The sequence below is a fragment of the Myroides odoratimimus genome (assembly GCF_001485415.1).
Classification (GTDB): domain Bacteria; phylum Bacteroidota; class Bacteroidia; order Flavobacteriales; family Flavobacteriaceae; genus Flavobacterium; species Flavobacterium odoratimimum.
On the sequence record NZ_BCMQ01000003.1, the window covers coordinates 113,472 to 135,295 of the forward strand.

At 32.8% G+C, this 21,824-nt stretch carries 18 protein-coding genes; 15 read left to right on the forward strand and 3 right to left on the reverse strand.

The genetic code is table 11. The features are described 5' to 3' along the window. Positions 1-17: 17 nt before the first annotated feature. From MODO_RS03985 to MODO_RS03995, 3 genes are all read left to right on the forward strand, one after another. Positions 18-2,075 carry a LysM peptidoglycan-binding domain-containing protein gene (locus MODO_RS03985; protein ID WP_059050672.1) on the forward strand — a complete coding sequence of 686 codons (2,058 nt, stop codon included), beginning with the start codon at positions 18-20 and terminating at the stop codon, positions 2,073-2,075. Continuing rightward, entirely contained in the window at positions 2,075-2,299 is a 225-nt protein-coding gene (locus tag MODO_RS03990) for a DUF3820 family protein (RefSeq protein WP_006259000.1), read from the forward strand. Before MODO_RS03985 ends, MODO_RS03990 begins: the two co-directional genes overlap by 1 nt. 323 nt (positions 2,300-2,622) lie before the next feature. Next, on the forward strand, positions 2,623-3,912 hold the full coding sequence (locus MODO_RS03995) for an NAD(P)/FAD-dependent oxidoreductase (protein WP_006258999.1): 1,290 nt from the start codon (positions 2,623-2,625) through the stop codon (positions 3,910-3,912). Between the two features lie 4 nt (positions 3,913-3,916). On the opposite strand, the gene MODO_RS04000 is transcribed toward MODO_RS03995, so the two are convergent. Next, on the reverse strand, positions 3,917-4,987 hold the full coding sequence (locus tag MODO_RS04000) for a DUF3810 domain-containing protein (protein ID WP_006258998.1): 1,071 nt from the start codon (positions 4,985-4,987) through the stop codon (positions 3,917-3,919). 74 nt (positions 4,988-5,061) lie between these two features. Between MODO_RS04000 and MODO_RS04005 the strand changes: the two genes are divergently transcribed. The 4 genes from MODO_RS04005 to MODO_RS04020 all read left to right on the forward strand — a co-directional run bounded on the left by MODO_RS04005 (position 5,062) and on the right by MODO_RS04020 (position 7,868). Continuing rightward, the gene (locus tag MODO_RS04005; RefSeq protein ID WP_006258997.1) at positions 5,062-5,325 is read left to right on the forward strand and encodes a (2Fe-2S) ferredoxin domain-containing protein; all 264 of its coding nucleotides are present in this window, start codon (positions 5,062-5,064) and stop codon (positions 5,323-5,325) included. Positions 5,326-5,491: 166 nt separating this feature from the next. After that, positions 5,492-6,049: a hypothetical protein gene (locus MODO_RS04010; protein ID WP_006258996.1), complete on the forward strand. Its 558-nt coding sequence runs from the start codon at positions 5,492-5,494 to the stop codon at positions 6,047-6,049. Positions 6,050-6,156: 107 nt separating this feature from the next. Next, entirely contained in the window at positions 6,157-7,068 is a 912-nt protein-coding gene (locus MODO_RS04015; protein ID WP_006258995.1) for a hypothetical protein, read from the forward strand. Positions 7,069-7,475: 407 nt separating this feature from the next. Continuing rightward, complete coding sequence (locus MODO_RS04020; RefSeq protein ID WP_006258993.1) at positions 7,476-7,868, forward strand: (deoxy)nucleoside triphosphate pyrophosphohydrolase; 393 nt, start codon at positions 7,476-7,478, stop codon at positions 7,866-7,868. A 139-nt stretch (positions 7,869-8,007) separates the two neighbouring features. On the opposite strand, the gene MODO_RS04025 is transcribed toward MODO_RS04020, so the two are convergent. Continuing rightward, entirely contained in the window at positions 8,008-10,413 is a 2,406-nt protein-coding gene (locus MODO_RS04025) for a TonB-dependent receptor (protein WP_059050674.1), read from the reverse strand. Positions 10,414-10,811: 398 nt separating this feature from the next. On the opposite strand from MODO_RS04025, the gene MODO_RS19550 reads away from it, so the two are divergent. The 4 genes from MODO_RS19550 (at position 10,812) to MODO_RS04040 (ending at position 13,370) form a co-directional block, all read left to right on the forward strand. Beyond that, a complete protein-coding gene (locus MODO_RS19550; RefSeq protein WP_235811647.1) occupies positions 10,812-11,150 on the forward strand; it encodes a hypothetical protein in 339 nt (112 codons plus the stop codon). Continuing rightward, complete coding sequence (locus MODO_RS19555) at positions 11,108-11,401, forward strand: GNAT family N-acetyltransferase (protein ID WP_235811648.1); 294 nt, start codon at positions 11,108-11,110, stop codon at positions 11,399-11,401. The genes MODO_RS19550 and MODO_RS19555 overlap by 43 nt, the downstream gene beginning before the upstream one ends. Before the next feature lie 154 nt (positions 11,402-11,555). Beyond that, positions 11,556-12,608, forward strand: coding sequence for a sensor histidine kinase (locus MODO_RS04035; RefSeq protein WP_006258989.1), 1,053 nt, complete (start codon positions 11,556-11,558; stop codon positions 12,606-12,608). A 3-nt stretch (positions 12,609-12,611) separates the two neighbouring features. Beyond that, positions 12,612-13,370, forward strand: a complete 759-nt coding sequence (locus MODO_RS04040; RefSeq protein WP_006258988.1) for a LytR/AlgR family response regulator transcription factor — start codon at positions 12,612-12,614, stop codon at positions 13,368-13,370. A 354-nt stretch (positions 13,371-13,724) separates the two neighbouring features. Here the strand turns inward: MODO_RS04040 and MODO_RS04045 are convergent, their stop codons facing one another. Then, on the reverse strand, positions 13,725-14,177 hold the full coding sequence (locus tag MODO_RS04045) for a PaaI family thioesterase (protein ID WP_006258987.1): 453 nt from the start codon (positions 14,175-14,177) through the stop codon (positions 13,725-13,727). A gap of 236 nt (positions 14,178-14,413) precedes the next feature. Between MODO_RS04045 and MODO_RS04050 the strand changes: the two genes are divergently transcribed. From MODO_RS04050 to MODO_RS04070, 4 genes are all read left to right on the forward strand, one after another. Continuing rightward, positions 14,414-15,391, forward strand: coding sequence for a deoxyhypusine synthase family protein (locus MODO_RS04050; RefSeq protein ID WP_006258986.1), 978 nt, complete (start codon positions 14,414-14,416; stop codon positions 15,389-15,391). Positions 15,392-15,536: 145 nt separating this feature from the next. Further along, complete coding sequence (locus MODO_RS04055; protein ID WP_006258985.1) at positions 15,537-16,091, forward strand: hypothetical protein; 555 nt, start codon at positions 15,537-15,539, stop codon at positions 16,089-16,091. A gap of 1,433 nt (positions 16,092-17,524) precedes the next feature. Next, positions 17,525-17,872: a hypothetical protein gene (locus MODO_RS04065; RefSeq protein WP_006258983.1), complete on the forward strand. Its 348-nt coding sequence runs from the start codon at positions 17,525-17,527 to the stop codon at positions 17,870-17,872. 175 nt (positions 17,873-18,047) lie between these two features. Then, positions 18,048-21,785, forward strand: coding sequence for an AraC family transcriptional regulator (locus tag MODO_RS04070; RefSeq protein WP_006258982.1), 3,738 nt, complete (start codon positions 18,048-18,050; stop codon positions 21,783-21,785). The last annotated feature ends 39 nt before the right edge of the window (positions 21,786-21,824 follow it).

Here is a 21,824-nt window from a genome sequence, read left to right on the forward strand (position 1 = left end):
TATAAATTGTATTGCTAATGAAAAAGAAGATATTTATAGCCTTAACGGCATTTGTTTTTACATCGTCTGTTCTAGCTCAGTCGGGTTCGTTTATTCAGTATAGAGTGAATAAGGGAGATACTGTAAGTAAGATCTCTAGAGATTATGATATACCTGTGAGTGAAATACTGAAGTATAATCCTGATGCAAAGAATGGAATCAATGAGAATAGTTTTTTATTAATTCCTACGAAGGACTTTGTAGAGAAAGAAAAGAATAAGGGGGCTAATCCTTTATTGAAAAATGATGAGAAGACAAAGAATACTTCTACTTCTAAAGGAACGCATACTGTGCAACCTAAGGAGACAATGTATAGTATTAGCAAAAAATACAATGTATCTATCAATGATCTACATACATGGAATCCTTCTTTAAAAGAAACGGGGTTATTAGCAGATAGTGAGATTATTGTTGCTCCTAATACTAAGAAATCATCTTCTATGGATGTAACTCAGTATGAACAGGATAAACCAAAGAAGATACCAGCTACATTACCATCGTCTACAGCAGATACAATTAAGGATATTAATAATATCTATTACAGAAATATAGATGTAGAACCTAAGGCAACGCTTTATAGTCTAGCTGTAACGTACAATACTTCAGTACAGAGATTACTAGAGCTGAATCCAGAGCTAAAAGATGGTCTTAAAAGTGGGCAAACGATAAAAGTACCTGCTTATGGTTTTCAGGCAAAGGCAAAGGTAGTGGAGGTAACTCCAGAGACTCCTAAAGAGAATAAGTTTATTCGCTTAATAGTAGAACCACAACAAACGCTATATAGTATAAGTCGTAAGTATGATGTGCCTATTAAGGAGATTATTAAGCTTAACCCAGATCTTCAACAAGGATTAAAGAGCGGTATGGAGTTAATATTGCCTTATAAAGAAGGTCTAGATATTGCTGTAGAAGAAAATATGCCTAAAGAGGAGAATGAAGGTTATTTGACAGTTGATACAACAGGAGGTTATGTTGATTTGAGTAATTCTATTAGTCGCTTAGATCATAAGGAGTTAGCGTTATTGTTGCCTTTTAATATCGATAAGTTAGGAGATAATATAGATGCGAAATTGAGTTCTGATGGGTTCTTGAATATGACTTTAGACTTCTACTCAGGAGCTAAGATGGCTGTAGAGTATGCAGAGAGTCTTAATCTACCTTTAACCGTAAATGTCTATGATTCTAGTGAAAGCAAGAATAGTAGTGGTGTGAAGAGCTTATTTAACTCTAAAGACTTTAGTAATACAGATGTGATTATTGGGCCATTTTATCAGAGTAATGTAGATGCTGCTGTAAAGGCTTTGCCTAATGACAAAGTAATACTAGTGTCTCCATTGTCAAATGAGAAAGCTACTGCGTCTAATAGACTTGTACAGACTATGCCTTATAGTAATGTACTTAAAAATCAGTTGCTAGAGTACTTTAAGAAGTCTGGAGCTAAGATTACCGTAATTGTAGATGATAAAAAACAATCGACAAAGCAGTTTATGAATCAGTACTTTCCAGATATTAAAATGATTAGTACTAGTCAAATAGGAGAGATAGATAAAACGCTAGTAAAAGATAAGAAAAATGTCTTTGTACTAGATTCTAATAGTATCGCATCGGCATTATTATTCACGGATAAGTTAAAGAATAAAACAAAGGATTATGATATTCAGATTGCTTCTTTTGACAAGTCAGATGTCTTTGATTACAGTGAGATTAGAATAGAGACTTTAGTTGATTTAAAATACACTTTCCCTTCAGTGACGAGAGATTCAAGAGAGTCTAGATCTGAATCTTTATTTGGACAAGAGTATAAAAACAGATATAATGTGTATCCTAATCGTTTTGCTACAAGAGGATTTGATGTGACATTAGATGTGATTTTCAGAATGTTCCAGAAAGAAGGGTTTATACCAACTATTGGTAAGAAATCTCAAGAAATAGAGAATAGATTTAGTTATAGTAGAAATCCAGAAGGAACACTTAGAAATAGTGGAGTATACTTACTACAGTATGATACAGACTTAAATGTAAAGGTGCTTAACTAATGATAGATAATGAAAAGTACTTAGTAGAACTCGCTCATACTAAAATGCCTTATGGCAAATATGAAGGAAGGTATTTGATTGATTTACCAGAACATTATATCGTTTGGTATCATAATAAAGGCTTCCCAAAGGGTAAACTAGGAGAACAATTAGGTCTAATCTATGAGTTAAAATTAAATGGATTAGAACCCTTAATACGAAATATTAGAAATAATTTTAAATAATCATTGATTATTACATAGTGAAAAGGCAAGTTGTGAATAACAGCTTGCCTTTTTTCATAAGCGTATACTTAGTAAAATTATAAAGTTCAGGTATTTGTCAAAAACGTATGAAAATTATTAAAATAATGTAATTGTTAGTTTTTTAGCATTAGAAGTAAAAGTTCTATAATTAGCGTAACTCAAATTATCAAATCAATAAAAATAGGGCTTTAAATCTTCTTTTGTCTTAAATTAGAACATAGATTAAGGGAAATTTAGAAAACTGAAATTTTTATCAATGCGAATTAATTATTGTAAATTTGCATTGTAAAAATCGAGTGATTATGATGAATATTCCTACTTCAAAGCGCCCACGTGTTGTTATTATTGGTGGAGGTTTTGGGGGTTTAGCACTTGCTAAAAAACTAAAGAACAAAAATTTTCAAGTTGTGCTTTTAGATAAGCATAATTATCATACGTTTCAACCACTGTTGTATCAAGTAGCGACAGGAGGATTGGAGTCAGGATCTATTGCATATCCTATTCGTAAAGTTGTACAAAATTATGAAGAGATTTACTTTAGATTAGCTAATGTTCAACGTATAGATACTGAAAATAAGAAGGTAGTTGCTGATATTGGTACGATTTTTTATGACTATGTTGTAATTGCTACAGGATCTAAGACAAATTTCTTTGGTAATGAAAACATTACTAAGAATAGTATGGCAATGAAGACTATCCCTGAATCATTAGATATCCGTAGTTTAGTATTAGAGAACTTTGAAGAGGCTTTACAGACTACAGATGATCAAGAGCAGAAAGCATTAATGAATTTTGTGATCGTTGGAGCAGGACCTACTGGGGTTGAACTTGCAGGTGCTTTAGCAGAAATGAAGAAGCATGTATTGCCTAAGGATTACCCGGACTTAGACTTTAATAAGATGGAAATCAACGTGATTCAAGGTGCTAATAAAGTACTTGATGCAATGAGTGAGAAATCATCTAGAAAAGCACAGGAATTCTTAGAGAACCTAGGTGTGAAAGTATACTTAGGTGAAATAGTAACAGATTATAAAGGTAAGAAAGTATATACAAAATCAGGTAAAGAGTTCACAGCAGAAACGGTGATTTGGACAGCAGGAGTAATGGGAGCTACTGTAGATGGTTTTGATGCCACTGTTATTCAAAGAGGAAATAGAATAAAAGTAAATGAATACAATCAAGTGGAAGGCTTTACAGATATCTTTGCTATCGGTGATGTCGCTACTATGATGACAGATAAGACTCCTATGGGACACCCTATGATGGCTCAGCCTGCTATACAGCAAGGAGAATTATTAGCGAATAACTTGATTAGATTAAGAGATGGTCAACCTTTAAAATCATTTGTATATAATGATAAAGGATCTATGGCAACCATTGGACGTAATAAAGCTGTGGTGGACTTACCTAAGTTCCAATTTAGCGGTTTCTTTGCTTGGTTTGTATGGATGTTTGTTCATTTGATGTCTTTAATTGGATTTAGAAACAAATTAGTTGTATTCTGGAACTGGATGTATAACTATATGATGTTTGACAGACAAGCTCGTTTAATCATTCGACCATTTAAAAACAAAGTGGATGAAAGAGAATAAAGTCTTATAGAATAGGATTTTTTAAATCATAATTTATCAGAAGGTCTACAAACTTATTATAAGATTGTAGGCCTTCTTTTTGATTATTAAGTTTTAAGAAGCCATTATAAAATACCTTAAAGAAAGAATCCGTGATATTCTTATACTCACTCCAGAATATAATATTCTCGTTTAGGTTATCTTTCACTCCTAGATGTATTGTCTCAAATAAAGCTTTGACTTCTACCGATTCTTTGTCATTGATATTGGATACACAGTATCTTAGGGCATAGATAATAGCTGCATATTGATAAGCAGTATCTTTTTGATTATATGCTGCCATAAAGCCTATAAAGTTAGCGTCACTTTCTTTTGCAAATCCTAACTGATGAGACATTTCATGAGATGCTGTGACAATCATGGTAAGGGTAGGTATTTTATTGTTTACCTGTGCTTCTAGTGTAAAAGGATTAATGTATCCAGAGAATCCCATATAAGTCAAAGGAAGGCTAAATAAAGACTCTTTGATAGTTAGTGATTGTGTATTATCTATCTGGTGTAAGAAAGTTATTTGTTCAATTCCTTTTTTAGCATCTACTAATATTGTATTGATATCTTGTTTTAGTTGTACAGCTGTTATACTATCATTAGTAATAGCTAGTTGTAATAAATTAGCTCTTTGTATTAATCTGGTCGTTAGATTTATTAATTTCTCCTGATCATAGCCACGTTCTATTCCTAATTGGCTTTCTAGAGTTGGTCTGAAGTTATTTAATCCCCAACCTATATTAAATAGAATATAAAAGATCACAACACATTTAAAAGCTAATGCCGCACAAGCCATTGTGATTTTCTTCCATCCTTTGTGTTTTTTAAAAATTTGGTAAAACTTATAGATAAGAAATAACCCTATAATCGTATATAGTATATCTCCTACAGAAAAAGGGAATAGACTGGTTATCGTATTGAAAACATTACATAAATAGAAATAAAAACCATTTGTATAAAAGGTTTCAATAGCATCAGGAAAACGTGTAACAATATTAAAAGTAAGAATAGAACAAACAAATAATATCAACCAATATCTTAATTTCATAAAAGTGTGCTAAATTTTATTTAGTTAATTTAGAATAGATAAAAATAAATATATTTGTATCAAATACTAAAACTATGAGTAAAGTTAAGAAAGGTGAGAGAACTATCTTCGTTTGTGATGGAAAAAAATGCTGTAGATATAATGAAGAGACTAAAAGTTGTTTTAAAGCTTTATTAGAAGAGAGTGGGCTTTCTAACGATTACTCTTTGTGTAAGATGAAATGTCAAGGAATGTGTAAGAGCGCTCCTGTAGTGTATATCTCCTCTCATGACAAGTACAAAAAAGAAGTAGGAGTAAAGAAAGCAAAGAAGATTTTTCAAGAATATATAATCGCTTAGATCTAGACACTATTGCTATTTATTTTATTACCGTAATATAAAGCGTGTCAGATCCAAACAAGAACAAGGCTATTTAGTATACTAAGTAGCCTTGTTTTTTTATATGCTTGATAGTAAATTGAATTTAAAATGTCTATGTTTGGAGCCAACTAATTAATTTATATTTATGAAGCGTGTTTTATTTACCCTTGTGATTTGTCTAATGACTATTACTTCTTTTGCACAGAAGACTATAGATAATCCTAAGAAATTCTTAGCGTCTCTCGCTGCTCACTGTGGAAAAGCATATGCAGGTCAAATCGTGTCTCCTAACGTACCTGCTGATTTTAAAGATAAAGAGTTATTGATGAAGGTAATCTCTTGTAAAGAGGAAGAGGTGAAGATTTCATTCTTTGTAGGTGAAGATTTATCTCGTACTTGGGTATTTACACTAGAGAATGGACTAGTAAAGCTAAAGCACGATCATAGACATCAAGATGGAACACCAGATGATATCACGATGTATGGAGGTACTGCTACCAATACAGGATTTGCTGATATGCAATTTTTTCCATCAGATCAAGAGACAGTAGATATGATGAGCACAATAGCAGGGAATGTATGGTGGGTGACAATTAAGGATAATACATATACTTATAATCTAAAGAGAGTAGATAGTACAGGCTATTTCAGTGCTTCTTTTGACCTGTCTAACGAGGTAAAAACAGATAAAATGCCATGGTAATACCACTGTGAATATCTTCTGTACTAATTGCTGATTTTCTTATTCGATTTTCTATCTTGCAGGCTCAATAAGGCTTTGAGGGAATCAAAGTAACAAGATAAGCATAGATGAAAATAAATAGAATAGCAAAAAGAGGATTATTTGAATATCAAAAAGACCGCAACGAAGAAGGGTTAATGTTATATGACTTTCTAGAAGAGCGAGTTATTCGCTTTGCAGATTATAAAGAATGGCGTATTAATGCCATTTCTCCAGACGGAAAGTATATCGCTATAAATAAAATATCAGAGACGACTAGAGCGTTTAAAACAGATTTTGCTATCCTACGTGTAGATACACAAGAACAAGTGTTTTTTACGAATACTTATTTTATATATGATGCAGAGTTCAGTTTAGACTCTGATAAAGTACTAATTGTTGCTCATAATAAAAAACCTTTTTGTTTAGACTTAGTGACCAAAGAGATTATAGCAGAGATGCCTAAAAATATCCGTACTTATCAAGGGAGTTTTAATAAAGAGAAGAATCAATTCATTGCTCCTTCAGAGACTTTTAAGGATACGCTTTATCTATTTGACTTTGCCTCAGGCGAAACAGAGAAGATAAAAACTAGCCTAAAAGAAAAGATAGGTAAGGTAGAGTATACTAATGATAGTCAACATTTAATTGCGTTGACAGAAAGTAGTATTGTTTATTGCCTTGATTTATCATATAGGGTGATTTGGTCTGTTGATTTTAATACGTTACTAGAATCATCTGTACGTATTAATTCGTCAAGTATGTTACTGTCAGAAGATAATCAATATCTAATGTTAGAAGCATCCTCTACTGAGACCAATAATTGGGGAGCAGAGTTTGTCTTGAATGTAAAAACAGGAGTACTGGTAAATACCATAGAAGGATACCAATATCGAGGTAGAATACAAGATGCGCTCTTTGGTAATGAAGTACTATTATATACTTATCATACCTTAGATATGTTGACAGGAGAGGTAAAGGAACTAGAATTAAAGAGATAAAATAAAAAAAGCCTCATTAGACATTCGTCTTTTGAGGCTTTTTTCTCATAGCAATTTAATTTATTTTCAATTGTGGGGCAATATATATTCAATTTAGGATAGATCTTTATTACCAACTTGTGTTTCGAACAAAGAAAATAAAGCTTTTTTATCGTTAAAAGCAGTGCAAATGTATGTGTATCTCATAATATATGCAATCCAATAGGAGCGGTATTAACATAAAGTATACCTTTAGTATACTAGTGAAAGTCAGGATACTAACAATAATAAAGATGTAATATTGTATTTTAGAGGATATAAGTGTCTTGTATTTAATTAGATAGTTGTTTTAAAGAGATATTGCGAGCTTGTTGTTGTGTAAATCGTATATTGGATTGTGTTTTTTATAAATGTTAAAATTTATTATTATGTTAAGGGTTACTTGTGCCATCATTGAGTTTAATCAGAAGGTTTTGATAGCTCAGCGAAATCAGAATATGCTATTACCTTATAAATGGGAGTTTCCTGGAGGTAAGGTTGAAAGAGGGGAGCAAGATGAAGTATGTATTGTAAGGGAGGTAAAAGAAGAACTCAATCTAAATATCGAAGTACAATCAAGGCTAACACCTGTAACTCATCACTATGATACATTTTCTCTAGAATTGTTTCCTTTTATTTGTAGTACAACTTCAAGAGAGTTTGAATTAAAAGAACACGCTCAAGTTTTATGGGTTGATTCTCAGGATTTATTAAACTACGATTGGGCTGAAGCTGATATTCCTATTGTGAAAGAATATTTGGAATTAAAGTTAGAGGAATAGGAAGTATATAAACGATAAGAGGCTGCCTAATAAGACAGCCTCTCCGAGGTCAACTACGATATGCATTATATAAGAATAGTGAAGAAGTTGAAAATAATACATACCTCATTGACCTATTGAAACATAATTATTTGATGGTCTATTTAATAATCTTGACAGGAGAATGTCCTTTGTTTATCGTTGTTTCCTCTTGTGGAACATCTCCTTTTTTGTTCTTTCCACCGAAATTATAAGTTATTCCTAATTTGAATACTCTCATATCATTCTTTACAGTGAAGTTGGTCAGTTGATCAGGATGTTCTAAAATTGTTGTTCTAATACCTCCTGTTTTGAACAGATCACTTACTGCAAGTGTAGCTGTAAATTTCTCATTTAAGAATTTCTTACTGACTCCCAAGTTTACTTCTCCTAATGAACGATATCTAAAGTTAGACTCTATTCCTCTGTTTTGGTACCAAGCAGTAAGCTCGATATTCATATTATAAGGCAACTTAAAGTTGTTATAGGTAAATACCCCAACACTATTTTTATTCTCATTGATTAAGTTATTGTCAAATCGAGTATTAAAAAAGTAAACTCCATGGTAGTTTTCCCACCAGTTGATACCTGGTATAGAAGCAGATAACGAAGCATACCATTCACTTCTACTTTTGCCATTAATACTTGTGAAATAGGACTTGTTTATTCCTTCGTTGAAATAGCTGTATAGCATAGGGGCTGTAATGCGACTATATCCGATAGATAAATCTATGAAACCTAAGAACTGCTGATCTAATTCTATATTATTAGAATATTCAGGTTGTAGATTAGGATTACCCATTGATGTTGTTGTACTATTTAGATAACGAATAGCAGGGTTTAATTTATCGAATTCAGGTTTTTCTATTCTTCTAGAATAAGAAGCCATTACAGAATAGTAATCACTAGCTGTATACGTTAGTTGTACAGTAGGGAATAATGAGAAATAATCTTGTTTTACTAACTTTTTATGAGCTAAGGTATCTCCATTGATATGTGTATATTCACCTCTTAAGCCTGCTGTTATAGCCCATTTATCGAATGTCATATCTACTGCACCATAGAAAGCATGTACACCCGTTTTATACTCAAATTGACTTTTGTGCAAAGAATTAATATTGTTTCCATTGGAGATGAATGTATATAAACGTTCATCTGTTTTCAGAATAGAATAATTACTCTTTACGCCAAACTCTACTTTTGCAGTTGTGTTTTCTTCATCCCACAGTTGTTTCTGATAATCAGATTTAAAATTGAACTCTTTTCTATCTGTAGGATATTTATTCTGCTGTTTGGTCAGTAAGGCGTGTGGTAGTAATAGTTGTCCATTATTACCATAGATTACATCATTGATATCTGATTTGACATACATGGTACCAATGGAAGTAGTCCAACTTTCCTTTTCTGCTATTTTCATTTTATAGATTACATCAGCTTTAAAACTAGTCAATTTACTCTTGCTTTCATTCTTCTGTACACTGTGATAGAGATCGTTATTGTTTCCTAACGCTGTGTTGGTATGTACTGTACTAGGAGTATCGTTATAATCCATAGACGTTTTTAAGCTTAGTATATGACCATTCTGGAATGTTCTATCTATATCTAGTCTGACTAAGTGAGATTTACTATTAAGAACCGAGAACTGAGACTGATTTGACCATGTATGATCTAATGAAGCCAGATCTTTTTTATCATATCTCTCTCTTAATCTATCAGGAGAATAGCTAAATGAATACAAGAAGTTATAGTTCCAATTGTCATTGCCATACCCTAAGTTTAAGGAGTGATCTGTGCTTACTTTATTACTAATACCGACTGTTGAATTAACTGTTCCATAAAAGCCCTGAACTAGCTTTTTCTTAGAGATAATATTAATTACTCCACCTGTACCAGAAGCATCTATATTAGCAGATGGTATATTCATAATTTCTATAGACTCTAAAGTAGAGCCAGGAGTCCCTTTAAGTATGGTCTTTAATTGTTCTGCAGATAGCTGAGTAGGCTGTCCGTCCATTAATACCGTGACACCTGATTTGCCTTTTATTTTTAACTCTCCGTTTTGACTAATAGTAACCCCAGGGAGTGTCTTTAGTACATCATAGGCAGACTGTGTTTGTGCTAAGTTACTCTGCTCTATATTTAATGTAGCTTTGCCAGGAGTTACTTTAAGAGCCTTTCTATGGCTGGTGATCATTACCTCATCTAAGATGTTTTCGTCACTTTGTATGATTAGATTGATCGGTGTTGTATGATCATTTATAGTGATAGTAGAGACTGTATCTTTATACCCTATAAAGCTAGCAGTTAGTTTAAAACTTCCTTTTGATTTTATATCTGTGAAAACAAAAGTTCCATCTTCCTCACTTGTGATAAAGTATTCCTCTTTAGGATTGTCCGTTGCTTGCAAGATTACAGTTGCCCATCCGATAGGATTGGCCTGTGTGTCTTTTATTACCCCTTTTAATTGAGATTGAGCCCATGATGGTAAACTAATTACCCCTAATAGAATTAATAATAGTTGCTTCATAATTAAAACGATCTTAGCATTTATTTCTGAGGCAAATGTATTAGGATGTTTTATGGCTTATTGGAACTTTTACATTAACTAACTCATTTCTATACTAAAGCCACCGAAACGATGATTATAGTGCAATTAAGCTTAAACCCACATTACGCATTAGCCAAATACTACAAAGCAATTCTACTTCATAGTTCTTTCATTAGCTCTAAAACCATACTATAGTATGCTTTAATCACTAATTCAGACCTATTTTGTATAATTACTTTTCGTTTATATGTCTATTGCATAATCTGGGTTAAATAGAAGTGAATAGGTTATTCAAGAGCAAAAAATGTCAATTGATGTATCTATACCCTATAAGAGCTGAATACCCCTGTATTTTTGTGTAAGAATAATTAGAGAAGATGAGAATAAATAGATATTTGGGCAGGGGATACCGCAGTACTGCTGCTCATGTTTTGCAACAGGCTTTTAATGAAAAACTAAAAGGAATACTAGGGGCAGAGGAAGAAATACATCAAGTTATTTTAGCATCTCTAGATGCTAAGCATATTATCGTGGCACGTTCTAGTGAAGGAGAATTAATAGGTGTAGCAGCTTATCAACACAATGGTCAATGTACTTTGAATATTTCTCTGAGTATTATGATTAAGGTATATGGGCTGATAAGAGGACTTTATAAGATGATGCAGCTCTCATTATGTACTTTCCTTCTAAGAGAGATAAGGATGTGGTCTATGTAGATGCTATTGCGGTAGATGAGAATTTTAGAGGATTAGGAGTCGGAAAAATGCTATTAGAAGAAGTAGAAAAGTTAGCTTTAGAACATCATGCAAGATATGTAAGTTTAGATGTAATTAAAGAGAACCCTCGTGCAAAAAAACTATATGAGCAAATAGGTTTTGTAGAAGTGAAATACAACGAATTAGACGAACGAACAAGTGATAAACTTGGCTTTTCAGGGTATTATTATATGATGAAAGTAATAGGTTAAATGCTATTCTGGTATTGTAATTGAGAGCTATTTCTTAACTTAAGACTAAGGAAGACAAGTTCAGTTATAAAAAATGTAAAACGAGCTTTGTTTTTTGTTACTTTAGGTATATAATCGAAAAAATCAGGAAAGAATAGCATAATTTTAATCTGTAATGAAAACACAAAAGCAAAAGAGGAGTAAGAAAGAATGGAGGTATAGAGTAGCTTTAACGCTCTTAGTAGCGTTGTTTTTTATTTTTTCGTTGTACATTATTAGTACTGCAGATCAGTATCAGATAGTTTCTTTTGAGAGTGGATATACCTTTACGGCAGATGTGATTTGGTTTATAGCTATCAGTTGGATTGTGACTACCCTAGGTATTTATCTGTCAGACCGATTGCCGATAAAGACGTATTCTATAAAAGAAGTAATTCGGTTTGGAGTATTGCATGTGATTATTTGTGTTGTAGTCTTCTTATTTTTAGTTATTGTGACAGATTACTATTTAATAGATCAAGATCATACAGCACGAGAAGACTGGTTAGGCGCTAGACAGATGTTTTTTATAGGCTTATGCCTTACTGTCTTTGTTATTGTTGTACACAATGGAAGAAAGCTAGTAAAGATGTGGAAAGAGTCTGTTTATGAAAATGCACAGATGAAAGAAATAGTATTACAGAGCCAACTAGCATCTTTAAAAGCTCAATTAGACCCACACTTTATGTTTAATAATTACAGTGTACTAAGAAGCCTAATCCAAGAAGATAAAGAGAAAGCAAGTGAATTCTTAGAGCGATTGTCTGATGTGCAACGCTATCTATTGGTAAACCTAGAGCATGACTTAGTCAGTCTAGCCAAGGAGATACAGTTCTTGATTGATTATTTATACTTGATTAAGATTCGCTTTGGCGAAAGTATACAAGTAGAGATCAATGTCAGACCAGAGCTGTTAGGAATGAAGATTCCACCCATGACTTTACAATTGTTATTAGAAAACGCAATAAAACACAATAAAGCAACCAAAAAAAGTCCCCTCTTTGTGAATATTTATGGGGAAGAAGAATATTTAATTATTGAGAATAACCTCCAATTATTGAACACTCTTCCTCATTCTTCTAAGTTAGGACTGACGAATATAAAGAAGAGATACTTACTGATCGAAGACAGAGAGGTCGTGATAGAACAGACCGTATCCGTTTTTAGAGTTAAAATCCCATTGTTATAAGCTATGATAAAAGTATTGATAGTAGAAGACGAACAGTATAATGCACAGCATCTGACTACCTTACTTCAGGATATAAAAGAAGATATTCAGGTCGTACAGGTTATAGAAGGTGTAGAGGACTGTATAGAATGGCTAGAACAGCATGATGATATTGACCTAATCTTTATGGATATAAGATTAGGAGATGGAGTATGCTTCGAAATATTTGATGCTATAGAAGTAAATGTACCGATTGTTTTTACGACAGCTTATGATCAGTATGCCTTACAAGTATTTCAGGTTAACAGTATAGATTATTTATTAAAACCAATCAAAAAATCTGCCTTAGAACAAAGCATAGCGAAGTATAAAAAACTGCATCAATTACAGGTCTTAGATAAAGAAATCTTAAGTAATCTAACCGAAGTTATACACGGAAAGAAACAGAGTTATAGAACACGTTTTTTACTGAGTAATAACGATAGGTATAAAGTTGTACAGACAAGTGATATTGCCTATATCTATACGGAATTTCGTTTGTCTAAAGCAGTTATGTTTGATAAATCTGTTCACGTATTACCATTCACTATGGAAGAACTAGAATCAGAATTAGATCCTAATCGATTCTTTAGAATATCTAGACAATATCTAATAAGCTACGAGAGCATCACTGCTATTCAGAATAATCTAAACAGTAAGGTAAGTGTAGTATTACAGGGTGATGTAGAGGTAGATCTAAGTAGAGAAAGAACACGAGCGATAAAGCAATGGCTTGACACATAGTCCTTAGGAGGTTAACGGTTCACAGTAATTAGTTTACAGTCTTGCCCTACGGGCTTAATACAGTTTACTCTAATATTATAGACTAAATGATTTTACTAGTTGTTGATATAGTGTAAGTTAAAAAAAGGGAACCTTATATTGAGGTTCCCTTTTTTAACATATATGATTACTCTTTTAGCTGTATTGCTAATAAGGCTTTACTACTTGTGCTGTCGCAGATATTTAATTCGTGGTGTGTATGCACCTCTATAATGTACTTAGAGGGTGTGATATACTATACATGGACAGCATAGACCAATCGATTTCACACCATCGCGATTTTATAAAAAAACGACATCACAAAAATACAAACCCTTACTCTTTTAATTGGATAGCTAAGATTTCACCCGTAGCACAGATTATTCCATTAGCCTCTAGGGTTAGATCTACCCATACCTTTCTGCCCTCTATGCTTCTTAGTTTACCCTTTAGCACTAGTTCTTCTCCCATAGGAGTAGAGGCTTTAAAATCAACTTTAAGAGAAGCTGTTACACATCTCACAGGTATAGTGTCTTCTAGTGGGATATTATTGTGCTTACACAAAAATGCCGCTGCTGATCCTGTACCATGACAGTCTAGTAGAGAAGCGATTAAACCACCATATACGCTTCCTGGTATAGCAGTGTATTTAGTATCTGGAGTAAAACGAGCGATTGTTTCTTCTCCGTCAAGATATGTTTTTAGTTGATGTCCATTAGGATTGTTTTTTCCACAGCCATAGCAGTGCGCTAAGCTCTCAGGATATAGATCTTGGATTGCTTGTGTCATAATATTTGTTTTGGTTGTTATTCGATAGAGGAATCCCTCTATTACAAATAAAGTTATTTTTATTGAAGTACAAAAATTTAACCTGATTAGAGTATGGATTATAACTGCTAAAAATGTAAAAAATTTTTTATCATTTGATAAAAAAAACCTTTTTCTATATCCTAATCTTTGTATCCCAAAAATAGCGTGATAAGGCTATATCATTATTAAATAATAATTTAATCAATACAAGTAAAATGGAAAATAGAGGACCTATTTCTCAATTTATGGCGCATAATTATCGCCACTTTAACTCAGCAACTGTAGTAGATGCTGCTCAAGGGTATGAAAAGTTTTTAGATGAAGGAGGGAAGATGCTTATTTCTCTTGCAGGTGCGATGAGTACTGCTGAGCTAGGAATCTCATTAGCAGAGATGATTAGACAGGACAAAGTAGCTATTATCTCATGTACAGGGGCTAACTTGGAAGAGGATATTATGAACTTAGTAGCGCATTCTCATTATAAAAGAATTCCTAACTATAGAGACTTAACTCCTGAGGATGAGTTGGCTCTGTTAGAGAATAAATATAACCGTGTTACGGATACGTGTATCCCTGAAGAGGAGGCATTTAGAAGAATACAAGGGCATATCGAGAAAATATGGAAAGATAGCGAAGCAGCAGGTGAGAGTTATTTTCCACATGAGTATATGTATAAGTTACTATTAAGCGGTGTGTTAGAAGAGCATTATGAGATAGATCCTAAAAACTCATGGATGCTAGCTGCTGCAGAAAAAAACTTACCAATCGTAGTACCAGGATGGGAAGACTCTACGATGGGGAATATCTTCGCTTCTTATGTAATCAAGGGGGAATTGAAGTCTAGAACAGTGAACAGTGGAATAGACTATATGGTGTGGTTAGCAGATTGGTATAAAAAGAATGCTGTAGATCAAGGAGTTGGTTTCTTCCAGATAGGGGGAGGTATTGCTGGAGATTTCGCTATGTGTGTAGCACCTATGTGGGCACAGGATTTAGAGGATGATTCAGTATTGAGATGGAGATACTACTGTCAGATTACAGATTCTACTACTTCTTTTGGATCTTACTCAGGATGTATTCCAAACGAGAAGATTACTTGGGGTAAACTAGACGTAGATACACCTAGTTATGTAATCGAATCAGATGCTACTATTGTAGCCCCATTGATTTTCTCATGGGTATTGAAACAATAAATTAGAAAGAGCCTTCGGGTAGTCATGGTCGGAAGATTAATCTTCCGACCATGACTAGTTTTAGAACCTCTTTTTTTATGTTTACAAATGTAGATATTTAAATTATTACATTAATTTAGATCTAAATAAAGTTTAGATTTAAGTGATGAAAAGATTAATACTATTGTTTGTTCTGCTTGTTTTGTATGGATGTACAGATAAAAGCGGTATTAATTTAGACAAGCATTTTTTGGAAAAATTAGCATTTGATTATCCGCTACAAGTAACTGATGATAGAGATACTCTACCATCAAATTATAATTTTATAAATCTATACGCTAGATGCTCTGAAAAACAAGTTACTGTAATTCGTTTGACTAGTTTAATGAGGCTTTATGATCAGTCTAGTAAATCGGTTACATTCTATGAGTTTATTGAAAAAACACTAAATCAACAGAGAGTATTGGATAATTCAAAAGAAACTTCTTGTTTTGATTTAGTAGATAGTGTAACAGGAGAATATGAGAGATTGAGTTTTGATGAATTTATTGATTTGTATTTTTCAAAATCTTTATCTGATCAATATATTTTAAAGCAGGATGTAGATCCTAAAACAATAGATACTATTGCTTACTATTGTTTTATAAATAATTACTTAGTAGAATTTGATTGTTATATTGGTTTATACCATTTATATAAGATTAGTGATATAATTGAGTAAACGATGAGTATATGTGGGTGGTGGATTATGTTTATCTTTTTTTAGCTCCTATTTTAAGAATCTATTTTTTAATATTTAGAGAATTATAATTTAACCTAGACACAGGAAAAATAATAGAGTGAAGAAGAATATTATAGTTAAAATAATCGTGGTAATTAGTGAAAAAAGAGCCTTCGGGCTCTTTTTTTTGTCTTAGAATAAAGGACTAAAAGCAACGTTCCTTTTCTTAGGAATGAAATGAAAGAATGGTGTAATCAAAGTTTTTCTATGGTATTATTAATTGATTATTAGACTGTTCAATAGATACTAAAGCCTATTAAAATTCTAAATATGAGAATATTTTAACCAATCTAAAATCTAAAAACAGGACAAATCACAGCTGTTAAAAATATTAACATTTAAGTGTTTTTTAGTGATTTACAGCACGCGATAAAGCCAGTGATATCAAGGCTTTTGGGAAGGTTGTTTGAGCGTTGTTCGGGAGTTCTTTGCAAAATGTTTGGAAAAAGGGGGTGTTTTCCGAACACCTTCCGAACAAATAGCAACTGAGACCGCATGAATACTCGATTTATGGCGAATTCATAATGTTAAAAAACTTGTTAAAATTTTAAAATTGAGATTTTGAAAGCTGTGGTTTGTGCTTTCTTTTTGGTGAGACGTACCAGACTTTGAATAGAAGAATATTCTCAATAATAACCATTGAGTCAAAGCCTTTACTGTAGGCAAAGGTAATAAAAAAATAGATAGGAGAAAAGAGGGTGTAGGAAGTAGGGTAGGAAAATTAATTGAGTATTGTAGAGAATTAAGCAATGGGAATTGTTTTATATAACTGTTTGAATTGTTGTATTTTGGTTTTATTATTTTGATTAATTTTATTCAAAGTGTGAGGAAATACTATTCATGTATTAATCCCCTTATAGTAGCGAATGATTTACCTAAATTTAAAAAAGTACTGCTTTATCCAGAACGATAATGTAGTTGTATAGTATAATGTAGATGTAATAATTAGATGAAACAATGAAGTTAGTGGACTTAGTGAAATATTTCAGAAAAGGAGGGACTTATCAGGACTTTTGTAAGTTGTATTCCCTAAATGTTGATTCAGAGGTTATCGAAATATACATGGAGACACCTTTTCAAATAGATAACGAACTTTTTTTTTTGAAATAGAACAGACAGAAGGAGTGTTAGAGTTTGAAGTTAATAATATAGTGTTGTCAAGTTTATTTGACTTCTATGTTTTTCTTGACATGATTGAAGACTCGAATCAAGAAAACTATGAGAATGTAAGCGATCTAGATATTGCTAAAAGGCTTTTTAGTTATGGTTTAAATAATGCTTGAGGAAAGCAATACTTAATAGATGTTATTTTTATGAGACAGGATATATGGGGAATATTTGTGATAAAAGGAAGATTAAGATGAATAAATAAAATGAGAGAAATTAGTGAAGAACAATTGTATAGCTATTTTTTAGAAACTCTTAATTGTTGTGGTACTTTTCTTCTAGATCGTAATGATGATGAAATAGAATATTTGATTTTTGAAGTATTCGATATTAATGTTCGTACATTTTTTTATTGTGATACGCTTATAAAGTTACTTACTAAAAAAAGAATATCAATAGAAATGTATGAAAAAGCAGAGAGGGTTAGATGCCTATATTTGAGTACTGAGGGGATGGACTTATGGAGTATTAAAGGTATAAGAGAAAGTGATATATGGAAAGAGATTTTTAATCTATGTGATGATATGAGAAGAAATGTAATTATAAAGGAATGAATAAGATACCGTTATTTGGGAATCCCAGTAAGGATATATTGTCAAGAGATGTGTTATCTGTATAGTATTAAAACATTTTTTCTAACATATAGGTAACTATAATTTAACTTGGGCTTATAGACTAAATATTTCAATACCTTTATTTTTACGCATTTTATAAGCTATAATAGTGCCGATGCGTTGGTTTTTTATATTTTTTCTGTTTTCTTGCCTTTCTTGGGGGCAAAGTGTCCACTTTAAAACAATCACTACAAAAGAAGGACTTTCTAATAATTCTATTAATTGTATAGCAAATCACCCTGATGGGGCAGTCTGGATAGGAACATGGGATGGGCTAAACCTATTCGATGGCAAACAAGTAAAGGTCTATAAACACGACCCTAAGAATCCTAATTCTATTGGAGGTAATGATATTTATGCATTACTAAGGGATAGAGAAGATCGCTTGTGGATCTTATCTGATGGGAAACAGATAAGTTTATGGATAAAGGATGATGTTTTTCAGAATTATAGTTTTTCTAGTGAACCTCGTGTACTGAGTTTAGATGAACAAGGCAATATTCTCGTACAGCTAGAATCAAAAAAGTGGTTCACTTTTAGAGGAGGTCAGTTTGTATCTGTAGATGCTCGTTATATTGGTGATATGGCAGACCACTTAGTAGAGGATGCTAGAAAGAAGTCTCCTCAGTATTATGTGCAAGCTAGTTTACTAGAGAATATACGAGAGCAATTTCCGGAGTTCATTATCAATGCTATTGCAACAGAGACTAATGGGAATACATGGATCGGTACTAAAAGCCAAGGTGTTTTTCTATTAAGAGCAATAGAGGGGGAATATAAGATTATCGAAAACCATAAAGTAGATCCACAGCATCCTTATAGCTTACTCAGTAATGAGGTGATGGTACTGCATATAGATAAGTTTGACAATATATGGGTAGGGACTAAAGATGGTGGAGTCTCTATTCTACCGACGAATAAGGCAAGTCTTGATTATGTGTTTTCTCATTCAGAGAGACAACCTCATCTACCACATGAGACCATTCGCGCTATTGCGGTAGATAAGCTAGGAGGTAGATGGATAGGATATTATACACAAGGGGTTTTTTATCAAAAGAAGCGTAATGAACCTTTTGTACCAGTTGTTATAGAAAAATACAAAGAGAATAAGGATTGGAACAGAATACGCAGTTTATACTCGGACTCTCATGGTAATATCTGGATAGGAACCTATGCAGGAGTAGTAAAGATAGAAGAGGGTAAACAAGAGTTTTTTCAAGAGGGAATTACCAAGCATTTTATCAGTAATAGAACGTATGCCTTTGCAGAAGATATCAATCATTATCTATGGATGGGTAGCTGGGGAGGTGTGAGCAAGTATAATGCACTGACTAAAAAGTTTGAACCTTTTATCAATCAAGATAAATTAAAGCAATACCATATTCGTCATATTTCTATTCAAGATAATTTATTGATTTTAGCTACTGAAGAACATGGGGTGGTATTCTACGATTGTCGATCTGGGGAGATTAATATCATTAATCAAGAAAAAGGATTGCTAGGCAATAGTGTATTCTCTACTTATGCAGATGCTTTTACAGGTGATCTATGGGTGGCTACTTTAGGAGGGATATCAGTATTTGATACTGACTATGAACTTAAGAAGCAAATTAGAGAAGAAGATGGTCTTCCTAGTCATTTGGTGTATAGTCTTACTCCTTCTCAGGATGATGTTTGGATTAGTACTACTAAAGGAATAGCTTCAATAGATAAACATACTTATAACGTCTTAAACTTTAGTAATTATATTGGTTGGCAAGGACTAGAATTTTCTGAAGGAGCATATAGTCAGAGTAAAAAAGGCTTTTTGCTTTATGGAGGAAATAAAGGCTTAAATATCATAGATCCAGGACATCTCAGAAATGATCAAAAAGCCCCAGAATTTAGAGTCTTACTCAATGAACGTATAGCAGAAGAGGGAAAGGTTAGTTTTTTTGAACCAGATGAGAATAAATTGCGTCTTACTTTATATCCTATAGGTTTTAATCAATATCCGATTAATCAATTTGAATATAGAATAGTAGGTCTTTTTGATGACTGGAGGGTTCTTCCTCAAAAAGAAGTTAATTTAGATGATTTAGACCATAAACGCTATCAGATAGAGATACGTGATACAGTACAAAAAGACAAGCGTATAGTATATATGATTGCTTTTGAAATCGAAAAGCCTTTTTTCTTACAGCCTTACTTTGTTATTTTATTTGTCATCGCTGGAGGGGTAATTGTTTTATGGCGTGTACGTATCAAGCAAAGAAAGATGAGAAAGAGAGAGATCGAGCTTAAAAAACAGGTAAGAGATCGAACAAAGGAAGTGGAAGCACAAAAGAGACATCTCGCTAATAAAAATGAACAACTTAGTATTTTAAATCAAGAAATAGAACAACAGAAAGGAGAATTACTGAATCTACATAGCAAATTAAAGAATGACGATATAGAGATGGAGAATTTCAGAATCTTCTTGTTATCTCGAATTAAGAAACCTATTGTTAATACATTGGGAATACTAGAAGAATTAAATGTTGAAGCAGCACAAAAAGAGGAACTAATTAAAGTTTATGATATGGTTCGGGAGTGGAACTATATAGAGCAAGTTAAGGATTTTGACACTATAGAATTAGTAAGTGTAGAGATGACTTCTTTTATAGAGCACCTAAAAGAGGAGTGGGGAGCGATAAAAGAGAAGTATGGCGTAGAGATAGTAGTGTGTAATGAAGTAGATGCTCAGTGGGTAGAAGTAGATTTATTGCGTTTTAAACTGTGTTTGCGTTATCTGCTATACGAATGTTATAAATACTTAGAAGATAATCAGCAGATAACGGTTCGCTTCTATATGAAGAACAATGTTTTACATATTGATTTAGACTCAGAGAGTCATACTTTATTTGCGTTTTGGAATGACAACAGAAATTTTAGTCCTTACTACAGAGCTTTTGAGACTTTATTACAGAATCTAAATGGTATACTGATCATTAATAGTGAGTCAGTGTTCTCTCTTGGCATATCTATTCCTCTAGTCCCATTAGAAGAAAATAGGAGAGTAGAGAAGGGGAATTGGGATGAATTCTTAGAAGAGCTACAAGTGCTCCCAAAGGATAAAACCAATATTCTAGTGTATGCTAAAGAAGAGGATAAAGCAATTGTCAAACAGTTATTAGCAGGACAAGAAGATACTAATTTGGTCTATAATCACAGTGTGAGTAGAGTGGTAGGGAATATAGAGCATTATAAGTATGATGCTTTAGTACTTTATAATATTGAGATGTCTGATCGCACCTTATCTCTATTTGCACAGATTAAAAAACTGGCTCAGAAACAAAGGTTACTTATCTTTTATATCGCAGAGACAGTAGATTATTTTGTACAAGAGCAATTGAGTCAATTGGGGGTTAGTGATTTTATTCACTTACCAGTTGGTAAAACTACATTAGATAATATGGTTTTTAAGCGTATTCGCTATGATAAAGAAAACAAGGAAAGCAATACACTCCTTTGGAAGACGAATCTAACAGAGGATGTTATAGTGAATCTCTCACCTAATGAGCGCTTGTTTAGAAAGGGAATGGAAATGATGAATGCAAGATTTAGTGATGCCTCTTTTGGTGTAGATCAATTGACAGTAGAATTAGGTATTTCTAAGATGAAGTGCTATCGTTTATTTAAAGAGTTTGTAGAGCAATCTCCTTTAGAAATATTAATTGAAATGCGCTTACAAAAAGCAAAAGTATTGATCGAGAAAGGTGACCTAACGATTTCAGAAGTCTGTTTTGAATGTGGTTTTAACGATCCAAAGTACTTCAGTAAATCTTTTAAAAAACGCTTTGAACACAGTCCTTCACACTTTAAAAATGACTAGAAGAACGTGTAGAATAGATTATCCTAGTGTTAACTAAAG

Bases quoted from the DNA above. Each gene is read 5' to 3' on its own strand.
- MODO_RS03985 (WP_059050672.1), top strand. From the start codon at position 18: ATGAAAAAGAAGATATTTATAGCCTTAACGGCATTTGTTTTTACATCG.
- MODO_RS03990 (WP_006259000.1), top strand. From the start codon at position 2,075: ATGATAGATAATGAAAAGTACTTAGTAGAACTCGCTCATACTAAAATG.
- MODO_RS03995 (WP_006258999.1), top strand. From the start codon at position 2,623: ATGATGAATATTCCTACTTCAAAGCGCCCACGTGTTGTTATTATTGGT.
- MODO_RS04000 (WP_006258998.1), bottom strand. From the start codon at position 4,987: ATGAAATTAAGATATTGGTTGATATTATTTGTTTGTTCTATTCTTACT.
- MODO_RS04005 (WP_006258997.1), top strand. From the start codon at position 5,062: ATGAGTAAAGTTAAGAAAGGTGAGAGAACTATCTTCGTTTGTGATGGA.
- MODO_RS04010 (WP_006258996.1), top strand. From the start codon at position 5,492: ATGAAGCGTGTTTTATTTACCCTTGTGATTTGTCTAATGACTATTACT.
- MODO_RS04015 (WP_006258995.1), top strand. From the start codon at position 6,157: ATGAAAATAAATAGAATAGCAAAAAGAGGATTATTTGAATATCAAAAA.
- MODO_RS04020 (WP_006258993.1), top strand. From the start codon at position 7,476: ATGTTAAGGGTTACTTGTGCCATCATTGAGTTTAATCAGAAGGTTTTG.
- MODO_RS04025 (WP_059050674.1), bottom strand. From the start codon at position 10,413: ATGAAGCAACTATTATTAATTCTATTAGGGGTAATTAGTTTACCATCA.
- MODO_RS19550 (WP_235811647.1), top strand. From the start codon at position 10,812: ATGAGAATAAATAGATATTTGGGCAGGGGATACCGCAGTACTGCTGCT.
- MODO_RS19555 (WP_235811648.1), top strand. From the start codon at position 11,108: ATGTACTTTCCTTCTAAGAGAGATAAGGATGTGGTCTATGTAGATGCT.
- MODO_RS04035 (WP_006258989.1), top strand. From the start codon at position 11,556: ATGAAAACACAAAAGCAAAAGAGGAGTAAGAAAGAATGGAGGTATAGA.
- MODO_RS04040 (WP_006258988.1), top strand. From the start codon at position 12,612: ATGATAAAAGTATTGATAGTAGAAGACGAACAGTATAATGCACAGCAT.
- MODO_RS04045 (WP_006258987.1), bottom strand. From the start codon at position 14,177: ATGACACAAGCAATCCAAGATCTATATCCTGAGAGCTTAGCGCACTGC.
- MODO_RS04050 (WP_006258986.1), top strand. From the start codon at position 14,414: ATGGAAAATAGAGGACCTATTTCTCAATTTATGGCGCATAATTATCGC.
- MODO_RS04055 (WP_006258985.1), top strand. From the start codon at position 15,537: ATGAAAAGATTAATACTATTGTTTGTTCTGCTTGTTTTGTATGGATGT.
- MODO_RS04065 (WP_006258983.1), top strand. From the start codon at position 17,525: ATGAGAGAAATTAGTGAAGAACAATTGTATAGCTATTTTTTAGAAACT.
- MODO_RS04070 (WP_006258982.1), top strand. From the start codon at position 18,048: ATGCGTTGGTTTTTTATATTTTTTCTGTTTTCTTGCCTTTCTTGGGGG.